The organism is Streptomyces sp. NPDC030814 (assembly GCF_055572155.1).
The window spans coordinates 28966-42496 of record NZ_JBVIDX010000023.1; the positions used below are offsets into that span (position 1 = coordinate 28966).

A 13531-nucleotide genomic window follows, 5' to 3' on the forward strand; every position below is an offset into this window, starting at 1 on the left:
TTCTTCGTGCGGGTGCGGACACGCCCTACGCCAGGCTGTCCCGCCAGGCACGGTGCAGATCCGCGAACCGGCCCCTGCCCTCGATGAGTTCCGCGGGGGTGCCGTCCTCGACGATCCGGCCGTGCTCCATGACCAGGACGCGGTCGGCGATCTCCACCGTGGACAGCCGGTGGGCGATGACCACGGCCGTACGGCCCCGCAGGACCGTCGCCATGGCGCGCTGCACGGCCCGTTCCCCGGGGATGTCGAGGGAACTGGTGGCCTCGTCGAGGATGAGGACGGCCGGGTCGGCGAGCAGCGCCCGTGCGAAGGCGACGAGTTGACGCTGCCCGGCGGAGATGCGCCCGCCGCGTTTGCGTACGTCGGTGTCATAGCCGTCGGGGAGCGCGCTGATGAAGTCGTGCGCTCCGATGGCCTTCGCGGCGCGTTCGATCTCCTCGCGCGTGGCGTCGGGGCGGCCGATGGCGATGTTCTCGGCGACCGTGCCGGAGAACAGGAACGCCTCCTGGGTGACCATCACCACCCCGCGCCGCAGCTCGGGCACCGCCAGGTCGCGCAGGTCGACGCCGTCGAGGAGGATCCGTCCGGACGAGGGATCGTAGAAGCGGGCCAGCAGCTTGGCGAGCGTCGACTTGCCCGCGCCGGTGGAGCCGACCACGGCGACCGTGCTGCCTGCCTCGAGCGTGAGGTCGAAGCGGGGCAGGACCTCGCCGCCGGTGCGGTACGCGAACCGCACACCGTCGAAGACGACCTCGCGGCCCGGCATCTGCAAGACCGGGGCGGGCAGCTCCTTCGGCTCCAGCGGCTCGGGCACCGTCGGCCGCTGGGCCAGCAGCCCGGCGATCTTCTCCAGCGAGGCGGCCGCCGACTGGTACGAGTTGAGGAACATGCCGAGCCGGTCGATCGGGTCGTACAGCCGCCGCAGATACAGCACCGCCGCCGCCAGCACACCCAGCGCGAGCGACTCGGACGCCACCCGGTAGGCGCCCCACAGCACGATCGCGGCGACCGTGATGTTGGCGACCACCCGCGAGCCGACGACGTAGCGGGCCATCTCCAGGATGGCGTCACCGTTGGTGCGCTCGTGGTGGCTGTTGAGGCGCTGGAACTCGGCGTCGTTCGCGGACTCCCGGCGGAACGCGCGCACCGGCCGGATGCCGTTCATCGTCTCCGCGAACTTCACGATCACGGCGGCGATCGCGGACGACCGGGCCGCGTACACCCCGGCCACCCGCCGCTGGTACAGCCGTACGAGTCCGTACAGCGGCACGAAGGAGGCCAGCGCCGCCGCGCCGAGGCCCAGGTCCAGCCAGAGCAGCATCGCCGAGATGTAGACGAAGGCGAGGAGCACGGTGATGAGCTCCTGCAGACCCTCGTCGAGCAGCTCGCGCAGCGACTCGACGTCCGTGGTGGAGCGCGAGATCAGCCGGCCCGAGGTGTACCGCTCGTGGAAGTCGATGCTCAGCGCCTGCGCGTGCCGGAAGATCCGGCCGCGCAGATCCAGCAGGACGTCCTGGTTGACCCGCGCGGACATCCCGATGAACGCGAACTGCAGCCCGCCGGCCGCCAGCGCGCACACCAGATAGGCGACCGCCACCGTGACCAGCGGCCCGTGCCGGCCGTCCCGGAACGCCGGTACGGCACTGTCGATGGCGTACGCCACCAGCAACGGTCCCGCCTGCACCGCCCCCTGCTGGAGCAGGAGCAGCACGCTCGTGAACGCGACCCGCGCCTTCATCGGCGCGAGAAGGGAACGCAGCAGCGCGAGGGTGGCGCCCGGCACAGTGGGCAGGTCGTCCTGGTCGAAGGCGTCGGTGGTCCCCTGCTCGACCGGGCGTTCGTCGTCGTCCGGTTCCCTGTTCGGCGCGGTCGTCGTGGGCGCCGTCATCGCGCGTCCCCCTCGGTCTCGTCGGTGCCGGACATCAGATGGGCGTACTCGGCGTTCGTCCGCAGCAGTTCGTGGTGGGTGCCCACGGCGGCGACCCGGCCGCCGGACAGCAGCGCCACCCGGTCGGCCAGCAGCACCGTCGACGGACGGTGCGCCACGATGAGCGCGGTCGTCTCCGCGAGCACCCGGCGCAGCGCCGCCTCCACGGCGGCCTCCGTGTGCACGTCCAGCGCGGAGAGCGGGTCGTCCAGCACCAGGAAGCGGGGCCGTCCGACCACCGCCCGTGCCAGCGCCAGCCGCTGTCGCTGTCCGCCGGAGAGGCTGAGGCCCTGCTCGCCGACCTGGGTGGCGGTGCCGTCGGGGAGGGCGTGCGCGAAGTCCGCCTGGGCGATGGAGAGGGCACGGTCCAGCTCGGCCTGCCCGGCGTCCGGCCCGGCTCCCATCAGGACGTTCTCGCCGACGCTCGCGGAGAAGAGCGTGGGCTCCTCGAAGGCCACGGAGACCTTGGCCCGCAGCTCCTGCCTCGGCATCCCGGCGATGTCCTCCCCGTCCAGGGTGATCCGTCCGCCGGTCACCTCGTGCAGCCGGGACACGAGCGCGGTGAGCGTCGTCTTCCCCGACCCGGTGGCCCCGACGAGCGCCATGGACTCACCGGGCCGGATGTGGAGATCGATCCGGTCGAGGACAGGGGGCGCGTCGGCGGGGGCGTCGGGGTAGCGGAAGCGCACGCCGTGGAACTCCAGGCCGCCCCGTACGACCTCCGACACAGGGGGACGCCGGGTGCTCCCGGTGTCGTCGGCGCCCTCCGGTTCCGCGTCCATCACCTCGAAGTACCGCTCGGTCGCCGTGGCCGCCTCCTGGCTCATGGCCAGCAGAAAGCCGATGGAGTCCACGGGCCACCGCAGCGCGAGCGCCGTCGACAGGAACGCCACCAGCGTCCCCGCGGAGAGCGCGCCGTCCGCCACCTGCACCACGCCCACCACGAGCGCCGCCCCGATGGCGAGTTCGGGCAGGGCGATGATGACGCCCCAGATCGCGGAGAGCAGCCGCGCCTTGCGCAGCTCCGTCCCCCGCAGCGTCCGGGACAGCTCCCGGAACGCCCGCGCCTGACTGCGGTGCCGCCCGAACCCCTTGATGATCCGGATGCCGAGCACGCTCTCCTCGACGACCGTCGTCAGATCGCCCACCTGGTCCTGGGCGAGCCGCGCGACCCGGGCGTACTTCCGCTCGAAGACGACGCAGGTGACCACCACCGGCACGGCGGGCCCGAGGATGACCAGCCCGAGCGTCCAGTCCTGCAACAGCATGATGATCACACCGACGAGGATCGTCACCCCGTTGACCAGCAGGAACGTCAGCGGGAAGGCGAGGAACATCCGCAGCAGCATCAGATCGGTGGTGCCGCGCGACAGCAGCTGCCCGGAGGCCCACCGGTCGTGGAAGGCGACCGGCAGCCGCTGGAGATGCCGGTAGAGGTCGGCCCGCATCGACGCCTCCACGCCGGCGAGCGGCCGGGCCACGAGCCACCGCCGCAGCCCGAACAGCAGCGCCTCGGCGAGCCCGAGCAGCAGCAGGTACAGCGCGCCGAGCCACACGCCCGCCGGGTCGCGGTCCGCGACCGGCCCGTCCACCATCCACTTCAGGACGAGCGGGATGACCAGCCCCACGCAGGACGCGACTATCGCGACGGCCGCGGCGAAGGACAGCCGCGCCCGCACGGGGCGGACGTACGGCCACAGCCGCAGCAGCGTGCGTACGGCGGAACGCCCCTCGGCCTTCCCGGGTCCCGGGGTCTGCTCGTTGTCCTCGGCGGTTGCATGTGTGGTGGCCATCAGCAGCGAGCCTACGGATCGCTGCTGACAACGCCCACCGAGTTTTGGCCGGACCGAGTTCGGTCTTCGGTCCTACGCCGCCGGCCCGGCCCCTGCTCATCCCGCCACCCGCAGCAGCAGCACACACCGCGCCGGCACCGTCACCACCGCCCCCGCCGGATGCGCCACGCCCGGTCCCTCCGTCTGCTCCTCCCATGAGGTGTCCACGACGACCTCGTACCGCTCGGCCCACGGTGCCCCCGGCAGCACGAAGTCCACGGGGCGGTCGCCCGCGTGCAGGACCGCGAGGAAGCTGTCGTCCAGGACAGGGGCACCGCGGGCGTCGCGCCCGGGGATGTCACGGCCCGAGAGGTACATGCCGAGGGTCGCGGCCGGGGCGTACCAGTCCCCTTCGGTCATCTCGCTGCCGCGCGCCGTGAACCACGCCAGGTCGCGCAGCCCGTCCGCCGAGTGGGCCCGGCCCGAGAAGAAGGCACGCCGGCGCAGTACGGGGTGCTCGTGGCGCAGGGCGATCAGCCGCGCCGTCAGGTCGAACAGCGCCTTCCAGCCGGGGTCCTCCAGCAGCCCCCAGTCCAGCCAGCTGATCTCGTTGTCCTGGCAGTACGCGTTGTTGTTGCCCCGCTGGGTCCGCCCCAGCTCGTCCCCGGCGACCAGCATCGGCACGCCCGTGGACAGCAGCAGCGTCGTCAGCAGGTTCCGCAGCTGCCGGCGCCGCAGCGCCCGCACCCGCTCGTCGTCGGTCTCGCCCTCGGTGCCGCAGTTCCAGGACCGGTTGTCGTCCGAGCCGTCCCGGTTGCCCTCCCCGTTCGCCTCGTTGTGCTTGCGCTCGTACGACACGAGGTCCCGCAGCGTGAAACCGTCGTGCGCGGTGACGAAGTTGACCGACGCGTACGGCCGCCGCCCGCCCCAGGCGTACAGGTCGCTCGACCCCGACAGCCGGTAGCCGAGGTCCCGCACATCCGGCAGGGCCCCGCGCCAGAAGTCCCGTACGGCCCCCCGGTAGCGGTCGTTCCACTCCGTCCACAGCGGCGGGAAGGCGCCCACCTGGTAGCCGCCCGAGCCCACGTCCCACGGCTCGGCGATCAGCTTCACCCGCCGCAGCACGGGATCCTGGGCGATGACGGCGAGGAACGGGGAGAGCATGTCGACGTCGTGCATCGACCGGGCCAGCGCCGCCGCCAGGTCGAAGCGGAAGCCGTCCACCCCCATCTCCGTCACCCAGTACCGCAGCGAGTCGGTGATCAGACGCAGCACATGCGGCTGGACCACATGCAGCGTGTTTCCGCAGCCCGTGTAGTCCGCGTAGTGACGCGCGTCGCCCTGGAGCCGGTAGTAGCCCCGGTTGTCGATGCCCCGCAGCGACAGGCACGGGCCGCGCTCGTCCGCCTCCGCCGTGTGGTTGTAGACCACGTCGAGGACGACCTCTATCCCGGCGGCGTGCAGCGCCCGCACCATCCGCTTGAACTCCCCGACCTGCTGCCCGGCGGTCCCCGACGCCGCGTACGTCGCGTGCGGGGCGAAGTAGCCGATCGAGTTGTAGCCCCAGTAGTTCCGCATGCCCCGCCGCAGCAGATGGTCCTCGTGGGCGAACTGGTGCACCGGCAGCAGCTCCACCGCCGTCACGCCCAGCTTCACCAGGTGCTCGATCGCCGCCGGGTGCGCGAGCCCCGCGTAGGTGCCGCGCAGCTCCTCGGGGATGCCGGGGTGCAGCTTGGTGAACCCCTTGACGTGCAGCTCGTAGATGACCGAGTCCGCCCACGGCGTCTTCGGCCGACGGTCGTCCATCCATTCGTCGTCGGGGCTGTCATCGTGCACGACCACGCCCTTGGGCACGAACGGCGCCGAGTCCCGCTCGTCGCGCACCGTGTCCGCGACATGCTGCTCGGGCCAGTCCCGGACGTGCCCGTACACCTCGGGGGGAAGGCTGAACTCGCCGTCCACGGCCCTGGCGTACGGGTCGAGGAGCAGCTTCGCCGGGTTCCAGCGGGCGCCGGTCCAGGGGTCCCAGCGGCCGTGCACCCGGTAGCCGTACCGCTGACCAGGCAGGACACCGGGCACGAAACCGTGCCAGATCTCGTGCGTCAGCTCGTGGAGCCTCAGCCGTGTCTCCTCGCCCGCCGGGGAGAAGAGGCACAGTTCGACGGCCTCCGCCCCGCCCGCCCACAGCGCGAAGTTCGTCCCGGCGACCCCGTCCGGCCCCACCCGGAAACGCGCCCCGAGCGGTGTCGGGGCTCCGGGCCACACGGGCATGGGCGGCTCCGCCCTGCTCTGCCTGCCGTTGAGCACGGCGGCCCGACGCGCGGCCGGCACCCCGCGCGTCTCCTCCACTGCCTCCTGCTCGGCTGCGCTCGACACCACGGCCTCCCGCGACTCGGTGGGCCGACGCGAAAACGGAGCCGGGTGTCCCAGCCCTGGGACCTGCCGTCCTGGGACGACAGGTCCCTGCTCCCCGTCGAGTTGTCTCCCAAGGTTCTGCCCAGAGCACGCCTCGCACTCACGTTTCCCGGGGGCGTGCGCCGTCGTTGGGACGCACGTGAACCACGCACAGACGCACGCGCGCCGCGCCGGTGCCGCGCCGACCGCCGTACTGATCGGGACCGGCCTGCTGGCCGCAGTCGCCGGATGCACGCCCGTACCACCGATGACCAGCGAAAAGGCACCCGAGGACACGATCCGGGTCACACCGGAGGACGGCAGCAGGGGCGTGCGCCCTCAGCGGCGCTTCGAAGTACGGGTGCCCAGCGGGCGCCTGGAGTCCGTCAAGGTGGTGAAGTCCCAGGACGCCCAGGACTCACCCGTACCGGGCCGGGTGTCCGCCGACGGGCTGAGCTGGCGCCCCACCGGGCCACAGAGGCTCGCGCTGGCCGCGAAGTACACGGTGGACGTGGTCGCGTTGGACGCCTACGGCCGCCGCTCCGCCCGGCATGTCACCTTCCGGACGTACGTCCCCGACAAGCGTTTCATCGCGTACGTCACCCCCGAGAACCGCTCCACCGTCGGCACCGGGATGATCGTCTCCCTGGAGTTCAACCGGGAGATCGAGGACCGCGCGGCCGTCGAACGCGCCATCCGCGTCACGGCGGAGCCGGCCGTCGAGATCCGCCCGCACTGGTTCGGCGGGGGCCGGGTCGACTTCCGCCCCGAGACGTACTGGAAGCCCGGCACGAAGGTCACCGTCGGCCTGCGTCTGCGCGACGTCGAGGGGGCGCCCGGCGTCTACGGCCGGCAGTACAAGACGTTCTCGTTCACCGTCGGCCGCCACCAGGTCAGCGTCGTCGACGCGGCCCGGCACACCATGCGCGTCCGGCGCGGCGACGGTGTGCTCGCCACCCTGCCCGTGACGACCGGGGCGCCCGGGACGACGACGTACAACGGGAAGATGGTCGTCACCGAGATGCTGGAGGTGACCCGGATGAACGGCGCCACCGTCGGCTTCAAGAAGGCGGACGGCAAGGGCGAGTACGACATCCCCGACGTCCCGCACGCCATGCGCCTCACCACCTCCGGCACCTTCCTGCACGGCAACTACTGGGCGACGGACGCCTTCGGCCGGTCCAACGTCAGCCACGGCTGTGTGGGCCTGCGCGATGTGAAGGGCGGCAGCTCCGGCACTCCCGCGGGCTGGTTCTTCGACCGCAGCCTCGTCGGGGACGTCGTCGAGGTGATCAACAGCAATGACAAAACGGTCGCTCCCGACAACGGGCTCGGCGGGTGGAACATGGGGTGGAAGTCATGGAAAGCGGGTGCCGCGGTGAAGTAGGCCGACATAGCCGTACGCACGCCGGGGAGTCCGGGGGTGGGGCCGGACCGGTGACCGGGGCTCGGGATTGTTCAAGTTGGGACTGAACGGTGACATTCGCCGGGGCCAATCCCATCCGATCATCTGGTTAATGTACGTGCGGACGCGCGTGCTGCGCGGAGGGGTGCAGGCCTGCTCAAGGCCGTGCGAGGGGAGACAACAGAATTGAACGGGCGACCGATATCGGGGGCGTCGGTTGGCGCGCGGACACGAGGGAGCAAGGGGGTCCTGGCACTTCTGCTGGGCCTGCTGATGCTCGCCGTCACCGCGTGCGGGGGCGGAGGCGGGGGGTCCGACTCCGGCTCCGACGGCGACAAGGGCAAGGGATCGGACAAGAGCGCCTCCGGCAAGGCCACGAAGCCGTCGGAAGCGGTGGTCTCCATCGCTCCCAAGAACAAGGCCAAGGACGTGGCCACCAGCGGTGCCCTCAAGGTCACCGCCGCCAAGGGCAAGCTGTCCAAGGTCACCGTCGAGGACGGCAAGGGCAGGGAGATCGCCGGCGAGATCACTGACGGCGGCGCCACCTGGACGCCGTCCATCCATCTCAACTCGGCCACCGAGTACAAGGTGCACGCGGTCGCCAAGGACTCCGAGGGGCGTCAGGCGGCCGAGGAGTCGTCCTTCACCACGCTGACCCCGAAGAACACCTTCGTCGGCATCTTCACCCCGGAGGACGGTTCGAAGGTCGGCGTCGGCATGCCGTTCTCGATCCGCTTCACCCGCGGCATCACGGCTCCCGAGGACGTCGAGAAGGCCATCACCATCAAGACCGAGCCGCCCGTCGAGGTGGCCGGCCACTGGTTCGGCAACGACCGCCTCGACTTCCGCCCCGAGAAGTACTGGGAGGCCGGCACGAAGGTCACCGTCGACCTCAACCTCGACGGCGTGGAGGGGCGCGAGGGCGTCTACGGCGAGCAGAACAAGAAGGTCTCCTTCACCATCGGGCGCAGCCAGGTCTCCGTCGTGGACGTCAAGAAGCTCACGATGAAGGTCAAGCGGGACGGCAAGGTCATCAAGACCATCCCCGTCACCACCGGCCAGCCCGGCATGGAGACCTGGAACGGCCAGATGGTCATCAGCGAGCGCCTGCGCGTGACCCGGATGAACGGTGACACCGTCGGCTACGGCGGCGAGTACGACATCAAGGACGTGCCCGACGCCATGCGTCTGACGAACTCCGGCACCTTCATCCACGGCAACTACTGGGGCGGCGGCGCCTTCGGCAACTACAACGCCAGCCACGGCTGCATCGGACTGCGCGACACCCGCGGCGGCTACGACCGCAAGGCGCCGGGCGCCTGGTTCTTCGACAACTCGATGGTCGGTGACGTCGTGGTCGTGAAGAACTCCAACGACCGCGTCGTGGACCCGGACAACGGCTACAACGGCTGGAACATGTCCTGGGGCAAGTGGAAGGCGTAGCCCTTCCGGTCGGACGTACGGCTCCGGTGCGCTGTGACGCAGCACACCGGGGCCGCTGTCGTTAGTCCCCGTTAACCTGCCTGCATGACTGTGCATCTCGAAGTCGCCGAAGGCGTCGGCACCATCCGCCTCGACCGCCCCCCGATGAACGCCCTGGACATCGCCACCCAGGACCGCCTCAAGGAGCTCGCCGAGGAGGCGGCGGGCCGGGACGACGTACGCGCCGTCATCCTCTACGGCGGGGAGAAGGTGTTCGCGGCGGGCGCGGACATCAAGGAGATGCAGGCGATGGACCACGCGGCGATGGTCGTCCGCTCCCGCGCCCTGCAGGACTCCTTCAGCGCGGTGGCCCGGATCCCCAAGCCGGTCGTCGCGGCCGTCACCGGCTACGCCCTGGGCGGCGGTTGCGAACTGGCGCTGTGCGCGGACTACCGCATCGCCGGGGAGAACGCGAAGCTCGGCCAGCCGGAGATCCTGCTGGGGGTGATCCCGGGCGCGGGCGGCACCCAGCGGCTGTCCCGGCTCATCGGCCCCTCCAAGGCCAAGGACCTCATCTTCACCGGCCGCATGGTCAAGGCCGACGAGGCCCTCGCGCTCGGCCTCGTGGACCGGGTCGTCCCGGCCGACGAGGTGTACCGGGCCGCGCGCGAGTGGGCCGCCAGGCTCGCCCAGGGCCCGGCGATCGCGCTGCGGGCGGCCAAGGAGTCGATCGACGCGGGCCTGGAGACCGATCTGGAGACGGGGCTCGCGATCGAGCGGAACTGGTTCGCCGGCCTGTTCGCCACCGAGGACCGTGAGCGCGGGATGCGCAGCTTCGTGGAGGAGGGGCCGGGCAAGGCCAAGTTCGTCTGAGGGTCCCGGATTTCGCTCCATGGGGTCCGCTGATCCCTCTGCGGTTGACGCGATGTCCTCTGCGTGTCCCCCGAAGGGGCGGTTTATCGGAGCCTTAAGGCAGTCTTAAAGGAGCATTGGCCAATGCTCCTGCTGCTGACCGAAGTTCAGATGATCTGTGCAGGTCAGACGGGCTGCCCATGAGAGTTTGATGCCGTTGGCATATGACATCCGAAACCCCCGGAATGGTTGGTTCCGGGGGTTGTATTCCCTCGGAACGGCCACGAACGGCGCGCCGGACGGCCATGATGGGTGCATGGCGGGGCTGGAGGGTATCGAACAGCCGCGGCGGCACGGAAGTGCGACCGCGGCGCGTTGGTCGCCTGCGATCGAGGACGAACGAGCGCTGAAGGCGCTGGAGTTGTTCGGCAACCCCGCTGAGGCCGAGGTTCCGCTGCCGTCCCGCCCCGAGTCCGCGGCCACCGCCCGCCGGCTCGCCCAGGTCGTCGTCCTCCGCGAGTGGCGGCTCTCGCCCAGGATGACCGAGGACGCGGTCTTACTCGTCTCGGAACTGGTAGGCAACGCCGTACGGCACACCGGGGCGAGAGTCTTCGGGCTGCGGATGAAGCGGCGGCGCGGATGGATCCGCGTCGAGGTCCGCGACCCCTCACGCGGCCTGCCCTGTCTGATGCCGGTGCAGGACATGGACATCAGCGGACGCGGACTCTTCCTCGTCGACACGCTGTCGGACCGGTGGGGCGTGGACCTGCTGCCGCGCGGCAAGACCACCTGGTTCGAGATGAGAGTCGCGGACCGCTAGGGCCTTGTCGTTCGGACCAGGCCGACTTCGGGTTGTGGCACCTTGATGGCTGCCGGTGAGCGGGGCGTGGTGCGTGCGGCTGCAAGGCGGAGGAGGGAGCCGACGCGATGGAGGCCCCCCGCGCGAGTGGTGCGGGCGTGGGGGAGTTGGGGACCGACGACAACGTGGCAGATGTGCGTGCCGAGCCCCGCGGCCCAGGCGTGATCCAAACGACAGGCCCTGGTGCAGTGAGCACCAGGGGCCCGGGAATACCGCCACCGCCCCCGCAACGCCCGCCACCGCCCCCGCAACGCGGATCTCCGCCGAACGGGCCAATCGCCGGAAAACCTGCCCAACCTCCCTATAAAGGTGCGCGTGACCACGCCCCGCACCTCCCCCATCCAGCGCCGCCTCGCCCAGCGCGCCCTCCTCGCGGCGGCCGTTCTCACCGCCGTGGCCGCGTGCGGCAGCGAGACCGGGACCGACGAGCAGGAACAGCGGACCCGGACCGAACGGGCCGCCGCCGAAGCCGCCGAGCGGAAGAAGAAACAGCGGCCCGTGGCACCGGGCCTGCACGGCATGCCGCCCGTCCTCGACCCCGAGGACGTCTACGCCGCCGACCGCCCCGGCAAGCTCTCCCCGGTCGTCAGGGACTTCCCGTCGCGGGTGTACGTCCCCAACAGCGAGTCCGACACCGTCTCCGTCATCGACCCGAAGACGTACAAGATCATCGAAACCATCCCGGTGGGCCGCCAGCCCCAGCACGTCGTGCCGTCCTGGGACCTGAAGACCCTCTGGGTCAACAACAACCGGGGCCACACCCTCACCCCCATCGACCCCGGAACGGGCAAGGCCGGCAAGCCCGTCGAGGTGCACGACCCGTACAACCTGTACTTCACCCCGAACGGCAAGTACGCCGTCGTCATGGCCTCCCTCGACCGCGAACTCGTCTTCCGCGACCCGCACACCATGAAGCCGGTCAGGACCGAACCGGTCAGCTGCTACGGCGTCAACCACGCCGACTTCTCCATCGACGGCACGTACTTCATCGTCTCCTGCGAGTTCAGCGGCGAACTGCTGAAGGTCGACACCGCGAGGATGCGGGTGATCGGCCGGCAGAAGCTGCCCTTCGAGGGGGCCATGCCGCAGGACGTGAAGATCTCGCCCGACGGCAAGCGGTTCTACATCGCCGACATGATGGCCCACGGCATGTGGGTCCTCGACGGCGACAGGTTCGACAAGCCGGAGCTGCTGCCCACCGGCAAGGGCTGCCACGGCCTGTACGTCAGCCGCGACTCCCGCGAGATGTACGTCTCCAACCGCGGTGAGGGAACCATCTCGGTCTTCGACTTCACCCAGAACAAGCTCACCAAGAAGTGGCAGCTGCCCGACGGCGGCAGTCCCGACATGGGCGGCGTCTCCGCCGACGGCAAGGTCCTGTGGCTCTCCGGCCGCTACGACGCCGAGGTGTACGCAATCGACACCCGCAGCGGGAAGCAGCTCGCCCGCATCCCCGTCGGCAGCGGCCCGCACGGCCTCGCCGTGTACCCGCAGCCCGGCCGCTACTCCCTCGGCCACACCGGCGTCTTCCGGTGACACCTCCTAGGAGACTCTCAGCACCACCTCCGAGCCCACCGGCAGATAACCGGCCGCCTGGAACGCCCGCAGACTGCGGGCGTTGCCCGCCGACACCTGGGCCCACACCGGCTCGCCCCCGCTCAGCTGCCGCGCCGCCCGCGCCAGGGCCCGGCCGAGCCCCCGATGCCGTCCGCCCTCGGCCACCTCGACCGCGACCTCCAGCCGCCCCGCGACCCCACGCCCGAGGACCAGCAGACCGCCCTCGGCCCTCCACACCCGCACGTCGTCGCGCCGCTCACGGGAACTCACCACCCTCGGGTGGTCGGGATCGGCGATCTCCTCCAGCGGCAGCTCCGGCACACCCGGCAGGGCAGCACCCACCGACACCACGTCGATCGTGTCGCTGCGACGACCGGTGCGGTCCATCAGGGCGGTGACGAACCGCGCGTTCATGGTCGCGCTCAGTTCGTCGCAGTCGAGCGCCGCCAGCGTCTCGTACACCCACGCCGGGTCCTCGTCCGTCGCGACGACCGTGTGGGCGGTGAACGCGAAGACCCCGGCGTCCCGCCGGGAGGGCTGCGGCACGACCCTCGTACGGCCGTCCGGGGGCGGGAGGACACCGCCGCCCGCCGCATCGAGAATGTCCCCCAACGTCTCCATCACCGCTCCTTGATGCTTCAGCCACGGAAAAGCCCAGGCTCTCAGACGTGATCGACGGCACCGGCCCTGGGCCCGCACCACTGGGTTCCCGCGCGGGCCACCGGGCGTGGACGACGGGCAGGGGCCCGCAGGCGCCGCCCGGCTCGTCACCTCGTTCATCGAGCCGCCTCGTGCAGCGCGTGGGCGAGGCGTGGGAGCGGGGCGCCGGCGCTTCTCCGGGAGCCGACGGCGCTGGTGCGGGCCACGGAATCGCATCCCGCCCCCGCCCGGGAGTTCGCCCGGGTGGTCGCCGCACGGCGCGCTCGGCCCGCCGGTTAATCTGAGCCCGCCAACGAAGGCTGTAACGCATGAAGAGCACGACGAAGGGGCGGACCGGTGGCGGACATCGAGGAAGCACGCAAGCAGTTCCAGCGGATCGACACGAACGGTGACGGTTTCATCACCTCCGCCGAGTTCAAGACCGCCCTGGCCCAGGAGGGCGACTGGAACGTCACCGAGGCGGTGGCCGAGGCCATCATCAAGAGCCGCGACCTCAACGGCGACAAGCTCCTGTCGTTCGACGAGTTCTGGACGTACCTCAACAAGTGACGTGCCCTGACACGGGGGGCGCCGGCCGCACACCGCGGCGGGCGCCCCCTGCGTCATACGGGCCTGCCCCCTCGGCGGTACCGCCCCGGCGGCAACGACGGCCTTGACGGTATCCGCGCACCGTACGGCACTGG

General features: G+C 70.9%; 10 protein-coding genes. 6 read left to right on the forward strand and 4 right to left on the reverse strand.

Going from position 1 to position 13531, the window contains the following annotated elements; all coding sequences use genetic code 11:
- Positions 1-25 precede the first annotated feature (25 nt).
- The 3 genes from ACZ43N_RS33455 to glgX form a co-directional block, all read right to left on the reverse strand.
- The gene (locus tag ACZ43N_RS33455; protein WP_468102806.1) at positions 26-1888 is read right to left on the reverse strand and encodes an ABC transporter ATP-binding protein; all 1863 of its coding nucleotides are present in this window, start codon (positions 1886-1888) and stop codon (positions 26-28) included.
- Positions 1885-3720, reverse strand: a complete 1836-nt coding sequence (locus ACZ43N_RS33460) for an ABC transporter ATP-binding protein (RefSeq protein WP_468102807.1) — start codon at positions 3718-3720, stop codon at positions 1885-1887. The genes ACZ43N_RS33455 and ACZ43N_RS33460 overlap by 4 nt, the downstream gene beginning before the upstream one ends.
- A gap of 96 nt (positions 3721-3816) precedes the next feature.
- A complete protein-coding gene (gene glgX, locus ACZ43N_RS33465) occupies positions 3817-6075 on the reverse strand; it encodes a glycogen debranching protein GlgX (RefSeq protein WP_468102808.1) in 2259 nt (752 codons plus the stop codon).
- Between the two features lie 178 nt (positions 6076-6253).
- Between glgX and ACZ43N_RS33470 the strand changes: the two genes are divergently transcribed.
- The 5 genes from ACZ43N_RS33470 (at position 6254) to ACZ43N_RS33490 (ending at position 12167) form a co-directional block, all read left to right on the forward strand.
- Entirely contained in the window at positions 6254-7480 is a 1227-nt protein-coding gene (locus ACZ43N_RS33470; protein WP_468102809.1) for a L,D-transpeptidase, read from the forward strand.
- A 204-nt stretch (positions 7481-7684) separates the two neighbouring features.
- A complete protein-coding gene (locus ACZ43N_RS33475) occupies positions 7685-8941 on the forward strand; it encodes a L,D-transpeptidase (RefSeq protein ID WP_468102810.1) in 1257 nt (418 codons plus the stop codon).
- Between the two features lie 84 nt (positions 8942-9025).
- Entirely contained in the window at positions 9026-9793 is a 768-nt protein-coding gene (locus tag ACZ43N_RS33480; RefSeq protein WP_468102811.1) for an enoyl-CoA hydratase/isomerase family protein, read from the forward strand.
- A 295-nt stretch (positions 9794-10088) separates the two neighbouring features.
- A complete protein-coding gene (locus ACZ43N_RS33485) occupies positions 10089-10592 on the forward strand; it encodes an ATP-binding protein (RefSeq protein ID WP_468102812.1) in 504 nt (167 codons plus the stop codon).
- 354 nt (positions 10593-10946) lie between these two features.
- Positions 10947-12167, forward strand: coding sequence for a YncE family protein (locus tag ACZ43N_RS33490; RefSeq protein ID WP_468102813.1), 1221 nt, complete (start codon positions 10947-10949; stop codon positions 12165-12167).
- Between the two features lie 6 nt (positions 12168-12173).
- On the opposite strand, the gene ACZ43N_RS33495 is transcribed toward ACZ43N_RS33490, so the two are convergent.
- On the reverse strand, positions 12174-12809 hold the full coding sequence (locus ACZ43N_RS33495) for a GNAT family N-acetyltransferase (RefSeq protein WP_468102814.1): 636 nt from the start codon (positions 12807-12809) through the stop codon (positions 12174-12176).
- A gap of 375 nt (positions 12810-13184) precedes the next feature.
- On the opposite strand from ACZ43N_RS33495, the gene ACZ43N_RS33500 reads away from it, so the two are divergent.
- Positions 13185-13397: an EF-hand domain-containing protein gene (locus ACZ43N_RS33500; RefSeq protein WP_159773243.1), complete on the forward strand. Its 213-nt coding sequence runs from the start codon at positions 13185-13187 to the stop codon at positions 13395-13397.
- The last annotated feature ends 134 nt before the right edge of the window (positions 13398-13531 follow it).

What these genes read in the sequence shown, in the direction of transcription:
- ACZ43N_RS33455 (WP_468102806.1), bottom strand. Translation starts at nt 1,888, where the DNA reads ATGACGGCGCCCACGACGACCGCGCCGAACAGGGAACCGGACGACGAC.
- ACZ43N_RS33460 (WP_468102807.1), bottom strand. Translation starts at nt 3,720, where the DNA reads ATGGCCACCACACATGCAACCGCCGAGGACAACGAGCAGACCCCGGGA.
- ACZ43N_RS33480 (WP_468102811.1), top strand. Translation starts at nt 9,026, where the DNA reads ATGACTGTGCATCTCGAAGTCGCCGAAGGCGTCGGCACCATCCGCCTC.
- ACZ43N_RS33485 (WP_468102812.1), top strand. Translation starts at nt 10,089, where the DNA reads ATGGCGGGGCTGGAGGGTATCGAACAGCCGCGGCGGCACGGAAGTGCG.
- ACZ43N_RS33495 (WP_468102814.1), bottom strand. Translation starts at nt 12,809, where the DNA reads ATGGAGACGTTGGGGGACATTCTCGATGCGGCGGGCGGCGGTGTCCTC.